This window comes from Embleya sp. NPDC056575 (assembly GCF_042793325.1).
Lineage (GTDB): Bacteria > Actinomycetota > Actinomycetes > Streptomycetales > Streptomycetaceae > Embleya.
This window is the reverse complement of the sequence record NZ_JBHTVA010000055.1, coordinates 56,287-78,143: the sequence shown is the minus strand read 5'-3', so window position 1 is coordinate 78,143 and position 21,857 is coordinate 56,287. Positions and strand designations below refer to the sequence as shown.

The following is a 21,857-nucleotide window of genomic DNA, read 5'->3' as shown; positions in this document are numbered from 1 at the left end:
CTCGTGGTGGGGCCGGCGGCCTCGGCGCGTTCGGGCCGGGCGAGCGGGATCAGGTGAGCAGGGAGCCCGCGCCGATGCCGAGGGCGGCGGCGGAGACCAGCCCGAAGAAGCCGACCCAGAACGCGCCCGGTATCCGGGTCAGATCGGCGAGTTGGTCCGCGTCCGACCACGGGGCCCGGCCCCGGCTGCGCATCTGCTGCAACTCCAGGACCGGACGTACGCCGGACACCAGCAGGAACCACACCAGCAGATAGGCGAACGCCGCCTGGATCCGGGCGCCGGCCAGCCACGAGATGGCGAAGATCACCCCGCCGGTGACCAGCAGTACCAGGGCGCCGAACACGTTGCGTATCGCGATCAACATCAGCGCGAGCAGCACCAGCGCCACCCACAACACCATGGTTATGTGCGCGCCCGCGAGCAGCGCCGCCCCGCCCGCGCCCAGGATCGACGGGGTGATGTAGCCGGCCATCGCGGTGAACACCATGCCCAGGCCGGTGGGTTTGCCCACCGACACGGTCACTCCGGAGGTGTCCGAGTGCAGCCGGATCCCGGACAGCCGGCGCCCCATCAGCAGCGCCACCATCGCGTGCCCGCCCTCGTGGGCGATCGTCACCACCGTGCGCAGCGGTCGCCAGGTCGGGCGGTACAGCACCACCGCGACCGCGACCGCCCCCGTCACCAACGCGAGCCAACTCGGCGGATCCGGCTGGGTCCCGACCACCCGGTCCCACATGTCCTGCAACGACACCGTGTCGACGTTGCTCACGCCGCCCCTCTCGTCCTACGTCCCGACCGCTGCCCCCGCCGCGAACGCTACCGCCCGCCGCGCACCCCCGATCGCCCGCGCACCGTCCCGTGACGCGACTGTCGCCGACCCGGGGCACGCCCGGACCGGGCGGTCAGCCGCCGGCGCCGGCTGCTTCGGTCGCGACGGCGATCCGGCGGTCGGCGACCTCCACCCGGACCCCGCCGCCGAGCACGAGCCGATCACGCGGGGCGAGGATCACCTCGGCGTCCGCGGCCAGCGGCCGGCCCGGCTCGTACGTCGCGCCGTTCCAGCGCTCCACCTCGGTGCCGTTGGCGGAGCCGAGATCGACCGCGACCACGTGCTCGCCGGCCCGCCCCGACGCCAGGCGCAGCAGTACGTGCTGTCGGCTCACGTAGCGCACCGCCTCGCCGAACCGGTGCCCCCGACCGCCCAGGTCGTAGCCGTTGTCGATGCGCCCCCGGCCGAGCACGAGGGTGTCGCCCACCTCCAGCGGAAGCCGCTCGATCGACGCGCCGCCGGCATGGTCGGCCAGCGCCACCTCGCGCGTCACCCGCCGCGCCCCCGCCGCCCGGAGCGCGCTCGCGCAGCCCGGACAGATCGCCCGCCCGCCGTCGTCCACGCGCGGCCACACCGGCAGTCGCCCGCTCCAGGTACGCGCGTACACACACGACGCCTCGGCGCAGCGCCACCGGGTGCGCACGATCTCCGGATGCCGCGCCGGGTCGGGACGGCGGTCGTCGACGTCCTCCTCGGTGCGGGGGGCAGGCGCCTCGGGCCGGATCCCGGCGGGCACGAAGCGCACCACCCCGTCCGCATCCCGCCGCCAGTGGTGGAACCGCTCGGGATGCGCCTCGATCCACGGGTGTCGGCGGCGAAAGTCGAGGTAGCGGTCCCCGCTCAGCACATGCAGCCCGCCGGCTTCGGCCCGCTCCAGGATCACCGTGTCCGCGACCGGAACCAGACTCGCCTCGCCGAGCCCGACAAGCCGTCGCAACGCCTGCGCGTCGGCCGGGCCCAGGGCGTACGACAACGCCCGGTCGACCACGAGTTCGACCCGCGCGTCGGCCCCGTGGCAGGCCCGCCAAGCCGCCTTGGCGGCATCGACCCGAGCCAGAACCGCGCCCTCCGCGCCGGCCGGTTCCCACTCCTCGGAGTGACACACATCGGCCACATCCACGATCGCGTCCCACATACCGTCCCCCTGCTCGAACCCTGCCCCATTCCTATCCGAAACCCGCCCGCCCCGCCGCGCCACACGCCGCCGCGCTCGCGGGGCCGGTGGTTGGCATCACCGCTACTCGGTGATACTTTGTAGTGGTACTCGGTGTCACTCAGTACCGGGGGAAGCCGAGGAGAACTCGCGATGGACGACTTGACGGAGATGTTGAAGGGCACGCTCGAAGGTTGTGTGCTCGAAATCGTCGCCGGCGAGGAAACCTACGGCTACGCCATCACCCGTCGGCTGAACGAACTCGGCTTCGCCGACGTCGTCGAGGGGACGGTGTACACCATCCTGCTGCGACTGGAGCGCAACGGCCTGGTTCAGGTGACGAAACGACCGTCCGGGGTCGGTCCGCCACGCAAGTTCTACGCGCTCAACGACGCCGGACGCGAGGAACTCGCGCGGTTCTGGGCGAAATGGCAGTACGTCTCGTCACGCATCGACAAGCTCAAGGAGGGCGGCGGATGAACTTCCGGGAGACGGTCACCGGCAGCGATCTCACCAGGGAATGGCAGATGTTCGAAGCCCGGGCCCAGGCCCTGCCGGACGACCACCGGGCGGCGTGGGAACAGATCAAGGCCAACCTCTTCCCCTACGGGGACTTCACCGGCCGCAACCTCATGCCGATCCTCGACGGAGCGCTGGGGCTGCTCGAGGAATCGGCGGCGGACGGGCAGAGCGCCCACCAGGTGCTCGGCGACGACATCCCGGGCTTTTGCGCGGCGCTGGCCGGCGGGGAAGGCGCTCGTACCTTTCGCGACCGCCGGCGCGAGCGGCTGAACAGGAACGTCGCACGGAAATTGAGCCGGCTGGGAGGCTGACGTGAGTATCCGGGACGTCATCGAGGGCAAGAAGCAGTGGCGGGCGCACATGGCTCGGGTCAAGGCCCTCCCGCCCGACTACCGCATCGTTTACAAGGAAATGCAGGCGTACCTGTTCAGGGTCGGCCCGCTCGACCTGCCGGACGGGCCCCTACTCCCGGGAATCGTCGACTTCTTCGAGGAGGGCGCCGCCGCAGGCAAGGGAGTCCTCGAACTCGTCGGCAGCGACGTCGCCGCGTTCTGCGACGACCTGACCAAGGACTCCCGCACGCACGCGGACATCGTCCAGGAGTCCATCACCGGGGAATCCGCCCCGTCCGAGAAGTAGCACCCGCCACCGCACACCGATCGGCACGTCGTCCGCGTTCTCGTCGAGGCCCTGGATATCGTCGACGTCGACGTTCTGCGGGCGGCAGTCCTGCACGATGTGGTCGAGGACACCCAATGCTCGCCGGAGGCGGTGAGGACCCGTCGTACCACCGTGAGACGGCGCGAACCATCGTCCCGCTCGCCGAGAGTCACCCGTGGTTCCGTCAGTGGTGCGCGACGTGGCTCGAAACCTTCACCTACCTGGACCATGCGGGTAACCCGGCCGATGCGGGGTCGGGTCTGCGCGCGAGTGCGCCTTTTCGCCCCAGGTGATGGACTTCGCGCCCGGGAGTCGGTGCGTTGCGTTCGGGCGGGCCGCCGGGCAGCCGTCGAACCGGCACGAGGGCCGACGGCAGCCGGATTCGCAAAGCTCAACAGCCTTTGCGTGCTCCGTCCGCTCCGTCCTCGTCTCCGCGCGGCCAGATGGCGATCGCGACGAGGACGGCGGCCCAGATGCCGAGTGGTGCGAGTGGCCAGTAGGGGGCCGGTTCGCCCTTGATCAGGCAGCGCGTTCCCCATACGGCGGTGAGGATCACCGCGCCGCCCAGCCAGTAGAGCCATTCCCTCAGCCATGCGCGCAGGTCCCGGCGATCTCGTTCCGCCCGCGCGGCCGGGGTCGTTCGGTGCCGTGCCGAGGGCGCGGGCAGATCGGCGGTGAGGGACGCCAGTTCACCGAGCACCGTGGCGGTGGCGGCGCGCGTCGCGCGCTCGTCGTACTCGCCGCGGTCCAGGCGGCCCTCGGCGTAGCCGGCGGCGAGTCGCGCGAGTGTGGTGTCGCGGTCCTGGTCCGACGCGCGCATCGCGAGATCGAGTCGAGCATCCACGACAATCTCCTTCCGGGCGGTTTCCGAATCTTTAGAATACAGTCGTATCCGAAACTTGTCAGGAGGTCCGATGCCCAAGGTCGTCGACCGTGCCGCACAACGTCGCGCGATCGGCGCCGCGCTGTTGGATCTGGTGTCCCGCAACGGCCTCGACGACGTGAGCGTGCGCACCGTCGCCGTCGCCGCCGGCCGCTCCGCCGGCGCGGTCCAGAAGTACTTCCGCACCAAGGACGAAATGGTGCGCTTTGCCGCCGAGTTGGCCGGGGAGCAGGTGGAACGGCGGTGGGCCGAGGTGGATGTCACCGGTCCACCGCACGAGGTGTTGCGCCGCCTGGTGCTGACCACCCTCCCGCTGGACGACGCCCGGCGTGCCGAGGCAACCGTCCGCTTCGCCTTCGTCACCCGAGCGGTCCACCATCCCGGTCTCGCCGCCACCCAACGCGAGATCGACGTCGACGTCCGTACGGCCCTGGCCGACTGGCTCCTCGCCGCCGCACTTCCCACGCACGAGCGCGCCGATTGCGAGCAGCTCGCCGACGCGGTGATCGCCCTGTCCGACGGCCTGGCCATGCGCCTGCTCTACACCCCCGACGCGCAGGACGAACTGATTCCCGCCCTCGACCGGGCATTGCGGGCACTCCTCGCGCACCACTGAACCCGGCCGCCGCACGCAGCGAGGCGGACACAACCGGGATTTCGGGCCCCGCGCGAATCACCCGTGGGCACCGGCCGGAGTAACGTGCACACGTGTCTCCGATCATGCCCGCCACCCTCGCGCTGTCCGCTCAATCCACCACCACGGCCGAACTGTTGGCCCAGGTTGCCGTGGGGCGTGGGATGGCGGTTGTGGTGCTTACCGGGCCCCGGCCCGATCTGCGGGGCGTTGCGGCCTACTACGGCGGGCCCCGATTCGCCGACACCGTTGCCGCGTCGTTGGATGTGGCGCTTCTGGAGCCTGCGGACGGCTGGTTGACCGCGTTGCCGGAGCGGTGGACGCGGCGGGGGATCGCCGCGACGACGATGGGCGAGGCGCGGCGGTTGCGGGTGCCCGCGTTCGTGAAGCCGCCCAGCGACAAGTCGTTCGAGGCGGCGGTGTACGCGGACGGCACCCGGTTGCCCGCCGGTGTTCCCGACGCCACGCCGGTGCTGGTCGCCGAGATCCGCACCTTCGTCGTCGAGTACCGGCTGTTCGTGCTGGACGGCGTCCCGCACACGGGTTCGCGCTATGCGACCTTCGGCCGGCTCGACCCGATGCCGCTGGTGGGCGATCCCAGGGCCGGGGAAGTGTTCGCCTTCGCCCGCGACTTGCTCGCCGAGCACGGTGCGGGGTTGCCGAGCGCGGTGGTCCTGGACGTCGGCCTGGCCGGCACCGCGGACAGCGCCGAGGAGCACTGGGTGGTGGTCGAGCCGAACATGGCCTGGTTCAGCAACATCTACGCCGCCGATCCGGCCCGCTGCCTGGACGTGATCGTCGCCGCCGCCGGCCCCCGCGCCGCACTGCGCCCGACCGACACCCGCTTCGCCCGAGCACGACACGAACACGACACGACACGACGTGACGTGACGTGACATGGCCCGCCCCACCCGACGCGCCACCCCCACCTCCCCGCCGATGACCCCTCGCTTCACCCTCGCGAGTGGAGCCCGCTCCGCGGTCGGTGCCCGCTCGCCTACGACCCGCCGGAGGCGCGGCAAGCCCTCGGTGTGCCGGTCTCGGCGGTCAGGTAGGCGTCGGCCAGGGTGGTGACGCAGGTCAGGTTCGTGCCCAGGCCGGGGCGGATGATCCAGGTCATCGACGAGCCCGGGAGCGGGCGCGGGCCCGGGAGGGTGAGGCAGCCACCGTGGCCCACGTAGTGGTAGCGGGTGCCCTCCGCCGGGCCGACCGCGCCCTCCCACGCCTCCGCGCTGCCCGGTCCGACCAGGTACGCCCACTTGCCCGCGTGCTCCTCGGCGATCACCGCCCCCACGGGCGCGCCCGTCGCGACCAGCAGCGCCAGCACCGCCCGGCCCAGATCGGCCCGCACCACCACGGCGTCGAACAGCCGGCCGGTATCCGCGGCGCGGCGTGCGCCGGGGTTGGTCAGCCAGGTGTACCGCGTGTCGCGCGGATCGCGGGTGGCGGCACTGATCCACGCGATCCCGGCCTGATTCACGCCGGCGTCTTGCTCCCGCAGCACGATTCCTCGCCTCCCAAGGTTCGGGACACCGGCGCGGCCCCGGGCGCGACCGGACCCCCACGAGCCCTTCGGCAGGTGCTCGACGGGTCGCTGTAAGTAGCGTCCTCGGTACGGGCATCAAGTGCAAGTCAAACAACTCACCCGACTTGCATCGTGTCGGATATGGGTACCATGACGCCCACTCCTCAGGGCGAACTCCCCGAATTCCGCAAAAAAGCCCTGAGTGTCGCGAAAAGCCACCGCAGCGGTCGGTGCGGATCGGGATCGGCTCGGGATCGAAAATCGGGAGGAACCATGGGCGCCGAGCAGTACCCGACGGTGCGCAGGCGCGTCCTGGGTGCCAACCTGCGTCGGCTGCGCGAGGATTGCGCGCTGCTCCTGGAGGACGTGGCCGACGCCCTCTCCTGCCATCCCGCCAAGGTGAGCCGGATCGAGTCCGGCCGCAGCGGCATCCGGGCGCTGGACCTCAAGGCGCTGCTCGATCTGTACGAGGTGGCCGATCCGGCCGCGCGCGAGGGCTGGTTGGCGTTGGCACGCGAGGGTCGGCGACAGCGCTGGTGGCGCGACCTCGCCGACCGACTCCCGCAGGACTTCCTCGACCTGATCGGCCTGGAGGCCGAGGTCGCCTCCTGTCTGGGCTTCCAACCCAGCATCATCCCGGGGCTGTTCCAGACCGAGGCGTACGCGACCGCCGTCATCCGCGGCGGCGCCGTGGGACCGGTCGACGAACAGTGCCGGACCCGGGTCCGGGTGCGGTTGGATCGGCAGCGCGTGCTGACCCGCGAAGAGCCGGCGCCGATGCGGGTGTTGATGGTCATCGGCGAGGCCGCGCTGCGCCAGGAGATAGGCGGCCGGCGGGTGTTGCGCGAGCAACTCCTGCGCTTGATCGAAATTGCCCAACTTTCGAACGTGACCGTGCAGGTACTACCCTTTTCGGCAGGCGCCTATCCGGGCGGCCCCACGCCGTTCTCGATCTACGGGTTCCCTCCCCCCTCGGGGATGGAAGTGGTTTCGCTGGAGAACTTCACCAGCCACGCCTACCTGGAAAGAGCCCAGGACACCGCTCACTACGGCAAGGTTTTCGCGGACTTGCGGGGAATCGCGCTGAGTCCCATCGAGTCCGAGGCCTTCATCGCGTCCAGTGCCAAGGAACTCGCAGGCCGATCGTCCTGCGCACCGACCACCTCGCTGCCCCCTCGCGCCCCCACCGACTCGCGCACCGAAGAGCCGAGTAGTCCGGTAACCGAGCAGCCAGTAACCGAGCAGCCGAGCAGCGGAGTAGTCGAGTAGCCGAGCAGTCGAGTAACCGAGTAGGAAGAATGCCGATGCCTGAGAACTCACCCCTTTGGGTCAAGAGCAGCTACAGCATGCAGAACGGCGACTGCACCGAGATCCGCCCGCACCCGGACGGCCGCACCGACGTACGCGACAGCAAGGACCCGGCGATCGGGCTGCTGACCCTCGCCCGGGCGCCCTGGGCCGCGTTCGTCACCGCACTGCGCGCCGACGCCTGACCGATCCGCCCGCGCACCCGCGTCACCCGACCGGCCCCGGCGAACACCCGACCCCCCGAGGGGTGTTCGCCGGGCCCACCCCACCGCGACCCGCCGCGCCCCACCCCCACGAAACGAACAATCGGTTAGAGCCCCGCCCCCTCGCCCGGTACGCTCCGGGGGCATGGTTCCCGCCTCTGGTTCCCCCCGCATGCCCGACAAGCCCACCCTCGACGGGCTGGAAGCGAAATGGTCGCGCGTCTGGGACGAGACGGGCGTATACCGCTTCGATCGCACCCGGACCCGCGACGAGGTCTACTCGATCGACACCCCGCCCCCGACCGTCAGCGGATCGCTGCACGTGGGCCACGTCTTCTCGTACACGCACACCGACGCCGTCGCGCGCTACCGCCGCATGTGCGGGCGCGAGGTCTTCTACCCGATGGGCTGGGACGACAACGGCCTGCCCACCGAGCGGCGGGTGCAGAACCACTTCGGCGTGCGCTGCGACCCGGCCCTGCCGTACGACCCCGACTTCGTGCCGCCCGCGCAGCCGGCGAAGCGTCAGATCCCGGTCTCCCGACGCAACTTCATCGAACTGTGCGAGGAACTCACCCGGCAGGACGAGCGCGCGTTCGAGGAGTTGTGGCGACTGCTCGGGTTGTCCGTCGACTGGTCGATGACGTACCAGACCATCGACGCCGTCTCGCGCACCGCGTCGCAGCGGGCCTTCCTGCGCAACCTGGCGCGCGGCGAGGCGTATCCGGCCGAGGCGCCCACCCTGTGGGACGTCACCTTCCGCACCGCCGTGGCGCAGGCCGAGCTGGAGGACCGGGAGCGTCCCGGCGCCTACCACCGCCTGACCTTCCGCGCCCCGACCGGCGACGCACTGGAGATCGCCACCACCCGGCCGGAGTTGTTGCCCGCGTGCGTGGCCCTGGTCGCGCACCCCGACGACACCCGCTACACCCACCTGTTCGGTTCGTGCGCCCGCACCCCGCTGTTCGGCGTCGCCGTGCCGGTGTACGCCCACCCGCTGGCCGATCCGGAGAAGGGCTCCGGGCTGGCCATGGTGTGCACGTTCGGCGACACCACCGACGTCACGTGGTGGCGCGAACTGCGCCTGGAGACCCGGCCCGTGCTCGACTGGGACGGCAGGTTCCGGGCCGAGCCGCCGGCCGGGATCGAGCGGCCCGAGGGGATCGAGGCGTACGCGCGCCTCGCCGGCGCCACCGTGTTCACCGCGCGCGAGCGGATCGTGGCGATGTTGCGCGAGAGCGGCGACCTGGTCGGCGAGCCGGAGCCGATCACGCACGCGGTCAAGTTCTACGAGAAGGGCGACAAGCCGCTCGAGATCGTCACCACCCGGCAGTGGTACCTGCGCAACGGCGGACGCGACGCCGACCTGCGCGACCGACTGCTGGCCCGGGGCGCCGAGTTGGCCTGGCATCCCGCGCACATGAAGGTTCGCTACGACAACTGGGTCGACGGCCTCAACGGCGACTGGCTGATCAGCCGGCAGCGCTTCTTCGGCGTGCCGGTGCCGCTGTGGTACCCGTTGGACGAGGCCGGCCTGCCGCTCCACGACAAGCCGCTGTCGCCCGCCGAGGCCGACCTGCCGATCGACCCGTACACCGACGTGCCGCCGGGATACACCGAGCAACAGCGCGGCGAGCCGGGCGGGTTCGTCGGCGACCCGGACGTGATGGACACGTGGGCGACGTCCTCGCTGACCCCGCAGATCGCGGGCGGCTGGTGTCGGGACGAGGACCTGTTCGCCCGGGTCTTCCCGATGGACCTGCGGCCGCAGGCGCACGAGATCATCCGTACCTGGCTGTTCTCCTCCGTGGTGCGCGCCGACGCGGAGAACGACAGCCTGCCGTTCGCGCACGCGGCGATCTCCGGCTGGATCCTGGACCCGGACCGCAAGAAGATGTCCAAGTCCAAGGGCAACGTGGTCACCCCGGTCGACCTGCTCGCGCAACACGGCTCGGACGCGGTGCGCTACTGGGCGGCGAACGGCCGGCCCGGCGTGGACACCGCGTTCGACGTCGGGCAGATGAAGGTCGGCCGGCGGCTGGCGATCAAGCTGCTCAACGTGGGCCGCTTCGTGTTGTCGATCGGCGCGGCGGAGGCGCCCGAGGCGGTGAGCGAACCGCTCGACCTGGCGCTGCTCGCCGAGTTGGCGGAGGTGGCCCGGGCGGCGGGGGAGGCGTTCGAGGACTACGACTACGCACGGGCGCTGGAGCGTACCGAGCGTTTCTTCTGGTACTTCTGCGACGACTACGTCGAGTTGGTCAAGGCCCGCGCGTACGGCGAGGCCGGCGACGAGGCCGGCGCCGCCTCGGCCCGGGCCGCACTGGCCGGCGCGCTGTCGGTGCTGACGCGGCTGCTCGCGCCGGTCTTGCCGTTCGCCACCGAGGAGGTGTGGTCCTGGTGGCAGGAGGGCTCGGTACACCGGTCGGCCTGGCCCGCCCCGGCCGCACCGCCGGCCGCCGACCGGGCCCTGCTCGGCGTCGCGTCCGGCCTGATCGCCGAGGTGCGTCGGGCCAAGTCCGCCGCCCGGGTGTCGATGCGCGCCGAGGTGGCCGCGCTGACCGTCACCGGCGACGCCGACGAACTGGCCCGCGTCACCCCGATCGAGACCGACCTGCGCGCGGCCGGCCGCATCGCCCGGATCGACCGGGTGCCGGGGAGCGGGCCGCTGACGGCGGAGGTCGTGCTCGAGTAGCACCCGGCCCTCGAGCCGCGCCCGGCATCGAGTCGCATCGAACATTCATTGACTCGGCCAAGTACCCGTAGTACCCGTTGGTCATGACCACTCACCACCCCGACGACAGGTTCCACCCGCCGACCGGCGACGACCCGTACTGGTCGGAGACCTCCTGGTTCACCTTCACCGTGCCGCACAAGCGGTTGTCCGGGCAGTTGTACCCGTTCTTCCGGGCGAACCAGGGGGTCGCGGCGGGCGGCGCGTACTTCTGGGACGACAGCGGACAACACCCGCACGACGCGGTCTACGCCAAGAACTTCTGGCACCTGCCGATCCCCGACCAGGACCTGACCGACCTGCGCCTGCCGAACGGCTTCCGGGTGCGCTGCGTGGAGCCGCGGCGGGTGTACGAGGTCGGCTACGACGACCCCGACGGCGGCGACGAGATCCACGTCGACCTCACCTTCACCGGGCTGCTGCCGCCGCACTATCTGGGTGAGAAGCACCTCGACCAGCCCGGCCGCTACACCGGCACGGTGGTGCTGCGCGGCGAGGAGATCCCGGTCGACTCCTACGGCTTCCGGGACCGTTCGTGGGGTCCGCGCTCCCAGTTCGGCCCCGGCCTGATGCAATCGCCCGCCCGGCGCGGCGGATACAGCTATGCCACCGCCTCCGAACACGACGCCTTCCACAGCATCACCATGGACTTCGGCCGGGGGTGCGTGTCGATCCACGGCTATCTGTTGCGCGACGGCACCTGGGCGAAGCTGGCCCGCGGGCGCCGTGAGGTGGTCGAACGGGACGACGCCACCGGCTGGGCGACTCGGGTGGTACTGACCGGCGTGGACACGCTCGGTCGCGAACTGCGCGCCGAGGGGCGGCTGTACAACCGCCTCGGCTTCTTCCTGAACCCGAATCTGTTCACCGTCAACGGCCTCACCGAGTGGACCTTCGACGGCGTCACCGCGTGGGGCGAGGACCACGAGAACTTCTCCGCGGCCGAGATCCGCCGACACAGCCGGGACTGGCGCGCCCGCCGCTCGGCCGGGTGAGCGGCGGGGCGATCGGCGGGGCCACCGGCCGGTGACCGGTGGGCGAATCGTGGGCGGGTCGGCGGGTTCGTGTGACGTTGTCCACCCGACACGGGCTTGAGTTAGGCAAGCCTTACCTTTAAATTGCCGGGTGAAGGAAGGCAAGGCTTGCCTGAATTCGCCGGCTCCGGGTCGGCCCACCCCGTGCACGAAAGGCCGCCGGATGCGTCTGCGCCGAACAAGCTCGAAGCCGGCCGCGGTCGTCCTCGCCATCATCGCGTTCGCCACGGCGTGCGGCGGCGACGACGACACCAAGTCCGACGCCAAGTCCGCCAAGCCCGACCAGGCCGCCGCCGCGCTGCCCGCCACCGTGGACACCACGATGGGCAAGGTCACCGTCAAGGACGCGAGCCGCATCGTGCCGCTCGGCGGCGACATCGCGCAGACCGTCTACGCCCTCGGCCTGGCCCCGAACGTGGTCGGCGTGGACACCTCCGGCGCGGTCCTGCCGGAGAGCAAGGGCAAGCCCACCTTCGGCAATTCGCGCAGCCTCAACCCCGAGGGCATCCTCGCGCAGCGGCCCACCGTCGCGATCGGCAGCGCCTCGGTCGGCCCGCGCAGCGCGGTCGACCAACTCAAGGCGGCCGGCGTACCGATCGTGCTGGTCCCGGACAGCGGCAAGCCCGAGGACGCGATCACCCGGATCACCACCATCGCCACCGCGCTCGGCGTGCCCGACAGGGGCAAGACGCTGGCCGACCGCACCGCCGGCGAGATCGCCGGCGCCAAGGCCAAGGGCGCACAGGCCGCCACCAAGCCGCGCGTGGCGTTCCTCTACATCCGCGGGCAGGCCAACCTGTACCAGATCGGCGGCAAGGGCCTGGGCCCCGACAGCATGATCAGTGCCGCCGGCGGCATCGACACGGGCACCGAACTGGGCGTGCAGATGTCCGCCGCGCTCACCCCGGAGGCGATGGTCGCGGCCAAGCCCGACGTCATCCTCGTCTTCCAAAAGGGCCTCGAGTCGGTCGGCGGCATCGACGGCGTGCTCAAGCTGCCCGGCGTGGCGCAGACCCCGGCCGGCCAGAACCGCAAGGTCGTCGCGATGGACGACCTGGAACTGGGCGGCGGCGGCCCGACCGCGGGCGTCGCGCTGAACAAGCTCGTCGACCTCCTGCATGGCTAGGCCCGGTCCCGCCAGGATCCGCCGGATCGGCGCCGGGGCAGGCCGGCCCGGGGTCCACGCCCCCCGGGCGTCGGACGGGCCCGTCCCGCCCGTCCGACGCCCGAGGACCCACGACGCGACGACCCAGGGGAGCCCGTGGCCACGGTGACGGAGCGTCAAGAACCCACGGGCGAGCCGGACTCGCCCCCGCCCGTGGTCGAACTCGGCACGCCCACCGCCCCGGTGCCGGCCGCGCCGCGCCGACACGGCCGTTGGCTGATGCCCACCCTCGTACTGCTCCTGCTGGCCACGAGCATCGTCTCGGCCGGCATGGGCGCCTTCGAGATCCCCTCCGACCAGGTGCTCTACTCCGCGCTGCACCACCTGGGCCTGGACGTCGGCCACGTGTCCGAGGCCAACGAGGCCGTGCTCTGGAACATCCGCTTCCCGCGCATCGTGCTCGGCATCATGGTCGGCGCCTGCCTGGGCTGCGCCGGAGCCGCGATGCAGGGCGTGTTCGGCAACCCGCTGGCCGAACCCGGCGTGATCGGGGTCTCCTCCGGCGCGGCGCTCGGCGCGGTCGGCGCGATCGTGCTGGGCGTGTCCACCTTCGGATCCTGGACGGTGACCGCCTTCGCCTTCATCGGCGGCCTGCTCACCACCCTCTTCGTCTACCTGCTCTCCCGCTCCGACGGCCGCACCGAAGTGGTCACGCTGGTGCTCACCGGCATCGCGATCAACGCCCTCGCGGGCGCCGCGATCGGCCTGTTCACCTTCGTCGCCGACGACGCCGAACTGCGCAGCATCACCTTTTGGAACCTGGGCAGCGTCGGCGGCGCGAGCTGGAAGATCATCGGCGCGCTGGCCCCCTTCGCGGCGATCGGCCTGCTGATCCTGCCCCGGTACGCCCGCGCGCTCGACATCATGGCCCTCGGCGAACGCGGCGCCCGGCACCTGGGCGTGGACACCGAACGGGTACGCGTCGTGGTGGTCGTGCTGAGCGCGACCCTGGTCGGCGCGGCCGTCGCCGCGGCCGGTGTGATCACCTTCGTCGGCCTGGTCGTACCGCACATCATCCGCCTGATCGCCGGCCCCCGACACCGACTGCTGCTGCCCGCGAGCGCGGTCCTGGGCGCGCTGGTCACCGTCGCCGCCGACCTGGCGGCGCGCACCGTCGCGATGCCCAAGGAGGTGCCGCTCGGCGTGCTCACCGCGCTGATCGGCGCCCCGTTCTTCCTGTGGTTGTTGCGCCGGACCCGTTCCCGGCAAGGAGGTTGGGCCTGATGAGGCTGCTCGCCCGGAGCCGGTCGGCGATCGACCGGAGCACCCCCGAGATCGGCACGATCGGCGTCGAGGCCGAGGACGTCACCTTCGCCATCGGCGGCCGCAACCTGGTCGACGGCGTCTCGCTGACCGTGCGCCACGGCGAGATCGTCGCGGTCCTGGGACCCAACGGCGCCGGCAAGTCCACCCTGCTCGGCCTGCTCACCGGCGACCTGACTCCGCACCACGGTACGGTGCGCATCGCCGGTCGCCCGGTGCCCGACTACGCGCAGCGGGAACTGGCGCTGCATCGAGGGGTGTTGCCGCAGAGCGTGACGTTGTCCTTCCCGTTCACCGTGGACGAGGTGGTCCGGATGGGCCGCGCGCCGCACGCGGGACTGCCGAGCGAGGAGTCCGAGGACACGATCGTGGCGCGCTGCCTGGCGCAGACCGACGTGGCGCACCTGGCCGACCGGACCTACCCGTCGTTGTCCGGCGGCGAGCGGGCCCGGGTCTCGCTGGCCCGGGTGCTGGCGCAGGGCGCGCCCGTGTTGTTCCTCGACGAACCCACCGCCGCGCTCGACCTCAGGCACACCGAGGACGTCCTGCGCCTGGCCCGCACCCGGGCCCGGCTCGGCGACGCGGTGGTGATCGTGCTGCACGACCTCAACCTCGCCGCCGCCTACGCGGACCGGATCGCACTGCTCGCGGGCGGACGCCTGGTCGCGTGCGGCGTGCCGGACGAGGTGTGCACCGCACCGGTGCTCTCCGACCTGTACGGCCACCCGGTCGAGGTGCTGCGCCGACCCGGCACGGACGAATTGCTGATCCTGCCGTCCCGCCGAGCGGCGGCCGGGTCCGACCTCAGGGGTGCAACGCCCGGTGCAGCGCGGCGAACGAGCCCGCCGCGCACTCCTCGCAGCGCGGGACCAGGTCCACGAAGCTCATGAACCCGTGCACCATGTCGTCGAACGACTCGCACTCGACGGCGTTGCCCGCCGCGCGCAACCGCTCGGCGTAGTCGGCGCCTTCGTCACGCAGCGGATCGTGGCCCGCGATCACCACATGCGCCGGAGCCAGGCCGGACAGGTCCTCGATGGTGCCGATCCGGGCGTACGGACCGAGGTCGTCCGGCTTCCGGCCGCCGAAGTAGTGGCCGAGGAACCACGCGATCGAGGCCGCGGTGAGCAGCGGCGCGTCCGCGTTCTCGGCCTGCGACGCGGTGCCCTCGACGCCGGTCGTCGGATACCAGAGCATCTGCAACGCCGGTTGTGCAAGCCCGTGTTCGCGGGCCAGGAGGCAGACGGTCGCGGACAGCGTGGCGCCGGCGCTGTCCCCGGCGAGGGCGATCCGGGTGGGATCGGCGCCCAGTTCGCCGGCGTGGTCCAGCAGCCACCGGTACGCGGCGAACGCGTCCTCGGTCGCGGCGGGGAAGGGGAATTCGGGGGCGAGCCGGTAATCCAGGGACACCACCACGCAGTTCGCGTGTCGGGCGATCCGCCGGGCCAGTGCGTCGTGGCTGTCCAGGCCGCCGATCACGAAGCCGCCGCCGTGGAAGAACAGGGTCACCGGCAGCCCGGGTTCCTCCGACGGCCGGTACACCCGCGCCGGCCGCGCGTCGACGGCGCCGGGGACGGTGCGATCCTCGACCCGCGCCAACTCGGTCAGTACCGGCAGCAGTGCGACCCCGGCGTCGATGCCGGCCCGCGCGGTCGCCGCGTCCCCCACGAACAGGTCGTCCGGCAGGACCCCCAACAACTCCACCAGCTGCGGATCGATGGTCACCGTGCTCCCTCCGTCGAGCCCCGATACCGGCCGGTAGGGAATGTACGACGCATGCCCCGAAGGCGGAACCCACATCGGTACCGCACTCGGGCCGCCCGGCCCGGATCAGACCTCGGCCCGGGTCGACGCGGCGGCGCCCGTCGGCGGACGCCAGGCGAGCACCGGGTCCAGTGGACGCAACGCCGCGTCCGGCGCGATCCGGCCCGCCACCCGCAGGAGCGTGTCACGTACCGCGACCGTGCCGCGCCCGTGCCACTGCGCCATCGCCCCGATGCGACGCGACTTGCGGACCACCGCCGAGGTCCGGGCCACCCGGCGCCGGCTGTATCCCGGCAGCGCGTCGACCACCCCCGCCGCGCTCACGTCGGAGAGCACGTCGGCCAGTTCGATCGCGTCCTCCAGCGCCTGGTTGCCGCCCTGGCCCAGGTTCGGCGTCATCGCGTGCGCGGCGTCGCCGATCAGCACGACCCGCCCCCGGTGATGGGCCGGCAGCGGCGTGGCCATCTCGTGCACGTCCAGACGCAGGATGCGCTCGGCCGGCGCGGCGGCGATCAGGTCGCCGACGGGCGCGTGGAAGTCCCGGTACAGCCGCAGTAGTTCGGCCCGTTCCCCGACCGCGTCGCCGTGCGTGGTGCCGGCCGCCCGGTTCGCCGTCGCGTACCAGTACACCCGACCGTCGGCCAGCGGCATCGCCCCGAAGACCAGTCCGCGTCCCCAGGTCTCGCCCGGTGTGACGTCCATGGCCGGGACGATCGCCCGCCACGTGGTGAAGCCGGCGTAGCGCGGACCGGGGTGCTCGGGGAACATCGCCTGCCGGATCGGCGACCGGATCCCGTCGGCGGCGACCACCAGGTCGGCGGTCAGCGTCTGGTCCGCGGTGGTCACCGTCGCGCGCCGATCCGTGTCCCCCGGGGTCACCGTGCGCACGGTCGTCCCGGTCCGCAGCGCGTCGGCCGGCAGCCCCGCGAGCAGCACCCGCATCAACGCGGCCCGCGCCGCGAGCACCATCGGCTCGCCGAACCGCGCGGTGAACGCCTCCCCGCTGGTCGGCGCGAGCACCCGCCCGTCCGGCCGGCGCAACGTCGCGGCGCCCCGGATCGCGGCCAACGCGCGCAGCGGCACACCCGCGTCGATGGTGTCCAGGGCGCGCAGCCCGTTCGGCGCGATCGCGATCGCGGCCCCGATCGGCTCCAGCGTGGCGGAGCGCTCCAGGACCACCACGGACCACCCCTTCCGGTGCAGCGCGGTGGCCGCGGCGAGCCCGCCGGGGCCGGCGCCGACGACGATCGCTTCGGGCTTGGTGACGGACATGGTTTCCCCCGATGTCGGTGGGTGTCGACGACGTCGACCGCCTGGTTGCCACTACAGGTGTAGAGGGCACGGCCATGACTCTACACTTGTAGTGGGCCGGATCTCTACAGCTGTAGCGGACTGATCTCTACAGCTGTAGTGCGCCAATCTCCACGAGGGTGGACGCCGCCCCGGCGAGCCCGCCCGCCTCTACAGCTGTAGCGAAATCGCTAGGCTGCCCCCGTGACGACCACCGCCAAGCGCACCCCCGACCGCCCCGACCGCCTCGTGCTGATCGGTGACGCCGCGATCCGCCTGCTCGTCGAGCGCGGCATGCGCGGGCTGACCCATCGCGCCGTCGACGAGGCCGCCGGGCTGCCGGCCGGGTCCACCTCCTACTACGCGCGCACGCGCGTCGCGCTCCTGGAGGTGGCGCTGGCCCGGATGACCGTCCTGGAGGCGGGGGAGTTCGCCCCGGCGCTGGCCGCCGGCGACCTGCCGCCCGCGCTGCCCCGCGACGTGGACGGGGTAGCCGACATGGCCGCCGCGATCGTGAGCGAGGCGATCCGCGAGGGGCGCGCGCAGAAGATCGCCCGCTACGAACTGGCCCTGGAGGCGACCCGGCGTCCCGAGTTGCGCGGGATGTACGACAGTGCCGGAGTCGCGTTCCGGGAGGCGGCCGTCGCGATGGTGGCCGCGCTCGGCTCGCCCGAACCCGCGCGGCACGGCCGATTCCTGGTCGCGTGGTGCGAAGGGGTGATGTTCGACGCGATCGCCGGCTCGGGCTGGGCCACACCCCCCTCCCGCGCCGACATCCGCACCGGAATCGCCGAACTGCTGGCCGGAATGCTCGGCGATACCGCCCGACGGTCCCGCCCGACAGCTCCGCCCGAAAGCCGCAACGAGTGACATGAACGACTCGTGTGATCGTTCCCGACCCCTATGGTCAAAAGTCGTTTCATCCTGACTTAGTCTGTTCACTTGTGAGTCATGAGCACGTGCGCCAAAGGGGCGATAAGCACCAGCACCACCTGGTAGGGGAGTCGCACTACCTGCCGGAGTCCGATCTCCAGGACAAGGGGCTGAGCAGAAATTCCATCGGCCTGCTGGGCAGCGTGGTCGTCGCCATCTCCACGGTGGCGCCGGTGTACACGCTCACCGGCGCGCTCGGGCCCACGGTCAACCAGGTCGGCACCCACATGCCGGCGATCTTCCTGGTGGGCTTCGTGCCGATGTTGCTCGTCGCCTTCGCGTACCGCGAACTCAGCAAGGCCGTTCCGGACGCCGGCACGTCCTTCACCTGGACGGTCAAGGCGTTCGGTCCGCGCGTGGGTTGGATGTGCGGCTGGGGCCTGGTGATGGCCACCATCATCGTGCTGTCCAACCTGGCCGGCATCGGCACGTCGTTCTTCTACCTCGCGCTGGGTGAGGCGTTCGACAGCGACCGGATCCGCGACCTGGACGACAACAAACTCGTCCACGTGCCGACCTGTCTGGCCTTCATCGCCATCGCCACCGCGATCAGCTACCGCGGCATGACGGTGACCAAGCGGGTCCAATACGTGCTCGTCGCGCTCCAACTCGCGGTGCTCGCCCTGTTCGTCGTGATGGCCATCGGCAAGGCCGGCGCGGGCGACGTGCCCACCTCGATCCCGTTCTCCTTCGACTGGTTCAATCCGTTCAGCATCGGCAGTTTCGCCGCGCTGACCGCGGGCCTGTCGTTGTCGATCTTCATGTACTGGGGTTGGGACACCGCGCTGAGCATCAACGAGGAGACCGCCGGCGGGCCCAAGGTGCCGGGCCGAGCCGCGATCATCTCGGTGTTGTGCATCGTGGTGGCCTACCTGACGACCGGTGTCGCCACGCTGATGTACGCGGGCACCGGGACCACGGGACTGGGCCTGAACAACGACGAGGACGACAACATCTTCGCGAAACTGGCCGATCCGGTGATGGGTTCGGGGCTCGGCGTGCTGATGTTCGTCGCGGTGCTGGCCAGTTCGGTGGCCAGCCTCCAGACCACGTTCATCCCGGTCGCCCGCACACTGCTGTCGATGAGTACCTACCAGGCGGTGCCCAAGGTGTTCTCGCGGGTGCATCCCCGGTACAGGACGCCGGGGTTCGCCACCATCACCGCGGGCGTCGCGACCGGCGCGTTCTACACGGTGATGACGATCCTGTCGGAGAACGTGCTCACCGATACGATCTACGCGCTCGGCCTGATGATCTGCTTCTACTACTCGCTGACCGCGTTCTCCTGCGTGTGGTACTTCCGCAAGGACCTGTCGCGCAGCGTGCGCGAGGCGATGGTCAAGGGCGTCATGCCGGCCCTCGGCGGACTGATGCTGGGCGCGATCTTCGTCAAGACGCTGGTCGACGTGGCCGACCCGAACTACGGCGACGGCAACCGGGTCCTGGGTGTGGGCAGCGTGTTCATCATCGGCGTGGGCCTGCTGGTGCTCGGCGTGGTGCTGATGGAGATCCGCCGGATCGAGAGCCCGGCGTTCTTCCGGGGCGAGGTGCTCAAGCGGGACACGCCCGTCCTGGTGCCGGACCAGGACTGAGCGCACGCGGGGCACCGGGCACGACCGGCCCGCCGCCGGCCGGGTCGCTGGGGGACCCGGCCGGCGGCGGAACGATTCAGCGATTCTGGATGGCGTCCATGGCCACCGCGACGCAGATCGCCAGTCGGCGGTCCATCGTCGGGTCGGGGAGCGACACCAGGTACTGGTCGCGCAGCTTCATCTGCCGCTCGACGGTCAGCACCGGCCGGCCGCCCTCGTCGACGAAGTCGAAGTGGTAGGTCGGAGCCGGCAACCAGTCCCCGACCACCGGTATGAAGCCCCACAGGCGGCGCACGATCGCCCCGGAGAGGCTGCGCTCCCGCCCCGTCGCGCGGGGAGCGTCCGGACGTTCCAGGTGCCACGTGGAACGCAGCAGCGACTTCTTGAAGTCCTTGGCGAACATGCCGAGGTTGGCCCCCTCGACACCGGTCACGTCGTGCTGGGCCCGGATGTCGAGCATCTGGCGCGCCTTGAACCGGGCGAGTTCGGTGGTCTTGGTGTCGTCGGTGTAGAGGATCACCTCTTCCTTGAGCTTGCCGCGCTTTTGCTGCGCGAAGGCGATCACCGGTCCGTGCTTGCCGTCCGGGCCGACCAGGTGCACCACGTATTGGTTCACGATCGGGCGGAAGTTCTGCCGGATGATCAGCTGTGTCTCGTTCTGGAACGGCATGGTCATGACGTGCGCGATCCCCCCAGGGATTCATTGGATTCGCAGGCACGGGGGCCTCGGGCCGCACAACCTACCGGTGTTCCCTCACGAGCGCTCGTACTCCTCGACCAGCAGGCGTTTGTACAGCTTCCCGGTCGGGTGGCGCGGGAGTGTGGGACGGAAGTCGACGGAGCGCGGGCACTTGTAGTGGGCCAGTCGGGCGCGGCAGTACGCGATCAGTTCCTCGGCCAACTCCGGTCCGGGCACGGCGCCGTCGGCCGGCTGGACGACCGCCTTGACCTGCTCGCCCAGGTCGTCGTCGGGCACGCCGAACACCGCGACGTCGGCGATCGCGGGATGCAGGGTGAGCAGGTTCTCCACCTCCTGCGGGTAGATGTTCACCCCGCCGCTGATGATCAGGTGCGATTGACGATCCGTCAGGTACAGGAAACCGTCCGCGTCCAGGTGTCCGATGTCGCCGAGGGTGGTCCAGCCCCGGCCTCCGGGATCGCGGCCGGCCTCGGTCTTGACCGGATCCTCGTGGTAGGAGAACCGCGGCCCGTCGGCGAAGTAGACCACGCCGTCCTCGCCCACCGGCAGTTCGCGGCCCTGCTCGTCGCACACGTGCGGCGTGCCCACGATCGCCCGCCCCACCGTGCCGCGATGGGTCAGCCACTCCTCGGGCGTGCAGGAGACGTAGCCGTTGGCCTCGGTGCCCGCGTAGTACTCGTACAACACCGGCCCCCACCACTCCAGCATGCGTTCCTTGACCTCGGGCGGACACGGCGCCGACGCGTGCACCGCGTAGCGCAGCGACGACAGATCATGGCGATCACGCACCTCGGCGGGCAGTTTGAGCATGCGCACGAACATGGTCGGTACCCACTGACTGTGCGTCACCCGGTATCGCTCGATCGCCGCGAGCGCGGCCTCGGCGTCGAAGCGCTCCAGCACCACCACGGTGTGCCCGCCCCGGAGGAACTGCGTGCAGTAGCGCAGCGGGGCCGCGTGATACAGCGGCGCCGGGCACAGGTAGACGTCGCCGCCGGCGCCCGAGGTGTCCATCCCGTACAGCGCGCCGAGCAGCTGATAGAGCGTCACGGCCGGTCCGCTGCCCAGCGGATGCTCCTCGCGGCGGGGCAGCACGCCCTTGGGCCGGCCGGTGGTGCCGGAGGAGTAGAGCATGTCGGCGCCTTCGAGTTCGACGGCGATCGGCGTGCTCGGGTACGGCCGCACCGCCTCCTCGTACGCCTCGAACCCGGCTCTCGCGCCGTCGAGCATCAGCCAACGCTCGACCCGGGGCGCCCGTTCCCGGACGGCGCCCGCGAGTTCGCCGACGCCGGCCGAACAGACGAAGACGCGGGCGCCGCAATTGTCGACCACGTAGGCGAGTTCGTCCGGGTGCAGGCGCACGCTCACCGGCGTGTAGATCAGTCCGGAGCGCTGTGCGGCCCAGGTGATCGCGAGATAGAGGGGATGGTTCTCCAGGGCGATGGCCAGATGGTCCCCGGGGCGCAGCCCGGCGTCGTACATCAGGTGGGCGAAACGATTGGCTTCGGCGTCCAACTCGGCGTAGGTGACGACGCGGCCGGAGCCGGCCAGGATCACGGCGGGGCGGTCGGGGTGCGCGGCGGCGATGACACCGGGATGCATGGGCGATCCTCGTCTCGGTGCGGCGGTCCACCGCCCGGGCGGGCGACGGGCTGCTGAGCTTCCGTT

At 71.3% G+C, this 21,857-nt stretch carries 22 protein-coding genes; 14 read left to right on the top strand and 8 right to left on the bottom strand.

What is annotated here, in order from left to right:
• Nucleotides 1–49: 49 nt before the first annotated feature.
• Both ACFRCG_RS34535 and ACFRCG_RS34530 read right to left on the bottom strand, forming a co-directional pair.
• A complete protein-coding gene (locus ACFRCG_RS34535) occupies nucleotides 50–769 on the bottom strand; it encodes a M50 family metallopeptidase (RefSeq protein ID WP_380038843.1) in 720 nt (239 codons plus the stop codon).
• Nucleotides 770–902: 133 nt separating this feature from the next.
• On the bottom strand, nucleotides 903–1,964 hold the full coding sequence (locus ACFRCG_RS34530; protein WP_380038841.1) for a hypothetical protein: 1,062 nt from the start codon (nucleotides 1,962–1,964) through the stop codon (nucleotides 903–905).
• Nucleotides 1,965–2,135: 171 nt separating this feature from the next.
• Here ACFRCG_RS34530 and ACFRCG_RS34525 point away from each other — a divergent pair, with 171 nt between their 5' ends.
• The 3 genes from ACFRCG_RS34525 to ACFRCG_RS34515 are packed head-to-tail and all read left to right on the top strand — an operon-like array spanning nucleotide 2,136 to nucleotide 3,143.
• Nucleotides 2,136–2,462, top strand: coding sequence for a PadR family transcriptional regulator (locus tag ACFRCG_RS34525; protein WP_380038839.1), 327 nt, complete (start codon nucleotides 2,136–2,138; stop codon nucleotides 2,460–2,462).
• Nucleotides 2,459–2,815, top strand: a complete 357-nt coding sequence (locus tag ACFRCG_RS34520) for a DUF1048 domain-containing protein (protein ID WP_380038836.1) — start codon at nucleotides 2,459–2,461, stop codon at nucleotides 2,813–2,815. Before ACFRCG_RS34525 ends, ACFRCG_RS34520 begins: the two co-directional genes overlap by 4 nt.
• Before the next feature lies 1 nt (nucleotide 2,816).
• Nucleotides 2,817–3,143 carry a DUF1048 domain-containing protein gene (locus ACFRCG_RS34515; RefSeq protein WP_380038833.1) on the top strand — a complete coding sequence of 109 codons (327 nt, stop codon included), beginning with the start codon at nucleotides 2,817–2,819 and terminating at the stop codon, nucleotides 3,141–3,143.
• A 412-nt stretch (nucleotides 3,144–3,555) separates the two neighbouring features.
• On the opposite strand, the gene ACFRCG_RS34510 is transcribed toward ACFRCG_RS34515, so the two are convergent.
• Nucleotides 3,556–4,008 carry a DUF1707 domain-containing protein gene (locus ACFRCG_RS34510; protein ID WP_380038831.1) on the bottom strand — a complete coding sequence of 151 codons (453 nt, stop codon included), beginning with the start codon at nucleotides 4,006–4,008 and terminating at the stop codon, nucleotides 3,556–3,558.
• Nucleotides 4,009–4,078: 70 nt separating this feature from the next.
• Here ACFRCG_RS34510 and ACFRCG_RS34505 point away from each other — a divergent pair, with 70 nt between their 5' ends.
• Together ACFRCG_RS34505 and ACFRCG_RS34500 are read left to right on the top strand one after the other, a co-directional pair.
• A complete protein-coding gene (locus ACFRCG_RS34505; RefSeq protein ID WP_380038829.1) occupies nucleotides 4,079–4,663 on the top strand; it encodes a TetR/AcrR family transcriptional regulator in 585 nt (194 codons plus the stop codon).
• A 104-nt stretch (nucleotides 4,664–4,767) separates the two neighbouring features.
• Nucleotides 4,768–5,577 carry an ATP-grasp domain-containing protein gene (locus tag ACFRCG_RS34500; protein WP_380038855.1) on the top strand — a complete coding sequence of 270 codons (810 nt, stop codon included), beginning with the start codon at nucleotides 4,768–4,770 and terminating at the stop codon, nucleotides 5,575–5,577.
• 101 nt (nucleotides 5,578–5,678) lie between these two features.
• Here the strand turns inward: ACFRCG_RS34500 and ACFRCG_RS34495 are convergent, their stop codons facing one another.
• Nucleotides 5,679–6,185, bottom strand: a complete 507-nt coding sequence (locus ACFRCG_RS34495) for a hypothetical protein (RefSeq protein WP_380038827.1) — start codon at nucleotides 6,183–6,185, stop codon at nucleotides 5,679–5,681.
• A gap of 294 nt (nucleotides 6,186–6,479) precedes the next feature.
• On the opposite strand from ACFRCG_RS34495, the gene ACFRCG_RS34490 reads away from it, so the two are divergent.
• From ACFRCG_RS34490 to ACFRCG_RS34460, 7 genes are all read left to right on the top strand, one after another.
• A complete protein-coding gene (locus ACFRCG_RS34490; RefSeq protein WP_380038825.1) occupies nucleotides 6,480–7,475 on the top strand; it encodes a helix-turn-helix domain-containing protein in 996 nt (331 codons plus the stop codon).
• Between the two features lie 35 nt (nucleotides 7,476–7,510).
• Nucleotides 7,511–7,699, top strand: a complete 189-nt coding sequence (locus ACFRCG_RS34485) for a DUF397 domain-containing protein (protein WP_380038823.1) — start codon at nucleotides 7,511–7,513, stop codon at nucleotides 7,697–7,699.
• 190 nt (nucleotides 7,700–7,889) lie between these two features.
• Nucleotides 7,890–10,409 carry a valine--tRNA ligase gene (valS, locus tag ACFRCG_RS34480; RefSeq protein WP_380038821.1) on the top strand — a complete coding sequence of 840 codons (2,520 nt, stop codon included), beginning with the start codon at nucleotides 7,890–7,892 and terminating at the stop codon, nucleotides 10,407–10,409.
• 83 nt (nucleotides 10,410–10,492) lie between these two features.
• Nucleotides 10,493–11,443, top strand: a complete 951-nt coding sequence (locus ACFRCG_RS34475) for a hypothetical protein (protein WP_380038819.1) — start codon at nucleotides 10,493–10,495, stop codon at nucleotides 11,441–11,443.
• A 202-nt stretch (nucleotides 11,444–11,645) separates the two neighbouring features.
• Entirely contained in the window at nucleotides 11,646–12,608 is a 963-nt protein-coding gene (locus ACFRCG_RS34470) for a hemin ABC transporter substrate-binding protein (RefSeq protein WP_380038817.1), read from the top strand.
• 192 nt (nucleotides 12,609–12,800) lie between these two features.
• Nucleotides 12,801–13,871, top strand: coding sequence for a FecCD family ABC transporter permease (locus tag ACFRCG_RS34465; protein ID WP_380038853.1), 1,071 nt, complete (start codon nucleotides 12,801–12,803; stop codon nucleotides 13,869–13,871).
• On the top strand, nucleotides 13,871–14,800 hold the full coding sequence (locus tag ACFRCG_RS34460) for a heme ABC transporter ATP-binding protein (RefSeq protein ID WP_380038815.1): 930 nt from the start codon (nucleotides 13,871–13,873) through the stop codon (nucleotides 14,798–14,800). The genes ACFRCG_RS34465 and ACFRCG_RS34460 overlap by 1 nt, the downstream gene beginning before the upstream one ends.
• Here ACFRCG_RS34460 and ACFRCG_RS34455 read toward each other — a convergent pair.
• Entirely contained in the window at nucleotides 14,715–15,635 is a 921-nt protein-coding gene (locus ACFRCG_RS34455; protein ID WP_380038813.1) for an alpha/beta hydrolase, read from the bottom strand. The two genes, ACFRCG_RS34460 and ACFRCG_RS34455, sit on opposite strands and share 86 nt — an antisense overlap.
• Nucleotides 15,636–15,740: 105 nt before the next feature.
• The gene (locus ACFRCG_RS34450; RefSeq protein WP_380038811.1) at nucleotides 15,741–16,946 is read right to left on the bottom strand and encodes an FAD-dependent monooxygenase; all 1,206 of its coding nucleotides are present in this window, start codon (nucleotides 16,944–16,946) and stop codon (nucleotides 15,741–15,743) included.
• Between the two features lie 222 nt (nucleotides 16,947–17,168).
• Here ACFRCG_RS34450 and ACFRCG_RS34445 point away from each other — a divergent pair, with 222 nt between their 5' ends.
• Nucleotides 17,169–17,834 (top strand): TetR/AcrR family transcriptional regulator, encoded by a 666-nt coding sequence (locus ACFRCG_RS34445; RefSeq protein ID WP_380038809.1) that lies wholly within the window; start codon nucleotides 17,169–17,171, stop codon nucleotides 17,832–17,834.
• Nucleotides 17,835–17,956: 122 nt separating this feature from the next.
• Nucleotides 17,957–19,489 carry an APC family permease gene (locus tag ACFRCG_RS34440; protein ID WP_380038851.1) on the top strand — a complete coding sequence of 511 codons (1,533 nt, stop codon included), beginning with the start codon at nucleotides 17,957–17,959 and terminating at the stop codon, nucleotides 19,487–19,489.
• A gap of 76 nt (nucleotides 19,490–19,565) precedes the next feature.
• Here the strand turns inward: ACFRCG_RS34440 and ACFRCG_RS34435 are convergent, their stop codons facing one another.
• A complete protein-coding gene (locus tag ACFRCG_RS34435) occupies nucleotides 19,566–20,165 on the bottom strand; it encodes a hypothetical protein (RefSeq protein WP_380038807.1) in 600 nt (199 codons plus the stop codon).
• A 78-nt stretch (nucleotides 20,166–20,243) separates the two neighbouring features.
• Nucleotides 20,244–21,791 carry an AMP-binding protein gene (locus tag ACFRCG_RS34430; RefSeq protein WP_380038805.1) on the bottom strand — a complete coding sequence of 516 codons (1,548 nt, stop codon included), beginning with the start codon at nucleotides 21,789–21,791 and terminating at the stop codon, nucleotides 20,244–20,246.
• Nucleotides 21,792–21,857 lie beyond the last annotated feature (66 nt).

Coding starts and splice junctions, on each gene's coding strand:
- ACFRCG_RS34530 (WP_380038841.1), bottom strand. CDS start 1,964: ATGTGGGACGCGATCGTGGATGTGGCCGATGTGTGTCACTCCGAGGAG.
- ACFRCG_RS34525 (WP_380038839.1), top strand. CDS start 2,136: ATGGACGACTTGACGGAGATGTTGAAGGGCACGCTCGAAGGTTGTGTG.
- ACFRCG_RS34520 (WP_380038836.1), top strand. CDS start 2,459: ATGAACTTCCGGGAGACGGTCACCGGCAGCGATCTCACCAGGGAATGG.
- ACFRCG_RS34505 (WP_380038829.1), top strand. CDS start 4,079: ATGCCCAAGGTCGTCGACCGTGCCGCACAACGTCGCGCGATCGGCGCC.
- ACFRCG_RS34500 (WP_380038855.1), top strand. CDS start 4,768: ATGCCCGCCACCCTCGCGCTGTCCGCTCAATCCACCACCACGGCCGAA.
- ACFRCG_RS34490 (WP_380038825.1), top strand. CDS start 6,480: ATGGGCGCCGAGCAGTACCCGACGGTGCGCAGGCGCGTCCTGGGTGCC.
- ACFRCG_RS34485 (WP_380038823.1), top strand. CDS start 7,511: ATGCCTGAGAACTCACCCCTTTGGGTCAAGAGCAGCTACAGCATGCAG.
- valS (WP_380038821.1), top strand. CDS start 7,890: ATGCCCGACAAGCCCACCCTCGACGGGCTGGAAGCGAAATGGTCGCGC.
- ACFRCG_RS34475 (WP_380038819.1), top strand. CDS start 10,493: ATGACCACTCACCACCCCGACGACAGGTTCCACCCGCCGACCGGCGAC.
- ACFRCG_RS34470 (WP_380038817.1), top strand. CDS start 11,646: ATGCGTCTGCGCCGAACAAGCTCGAAGCCGGCCGCGGTCGTCCTCGCC.
- ACFRCG_RS34460 (WP_380038815.1), top strand. CDS start 13,871: ATGAGGCTGCTCGCCCGGAGCCGGTCGGCGATCGACCGGAGCACCCCC.
- ACFRCG_RS34450 (WP_380038811.1), bottom strand. CDS start 16,946: ATGTCCGTCACCAAGCCCGAAGCGATCGTCGTCGGCGCCGGCCCCGGC.
- ACFRCG_RS34435 (WP_380038807.1), bottom strand. CDS start 20,165: ATGACCATGCCGTTCCAGAACGAGACACAGCTGATCATCCGGCAGAAC.
- ACFRCG_RS34430 (WP_380038805.1), bottom strand. CDS start 21,791: ATGCATCCCGGTGTCATCGCCGCCGCGCACCCCGACCGCCCCGCCGTG.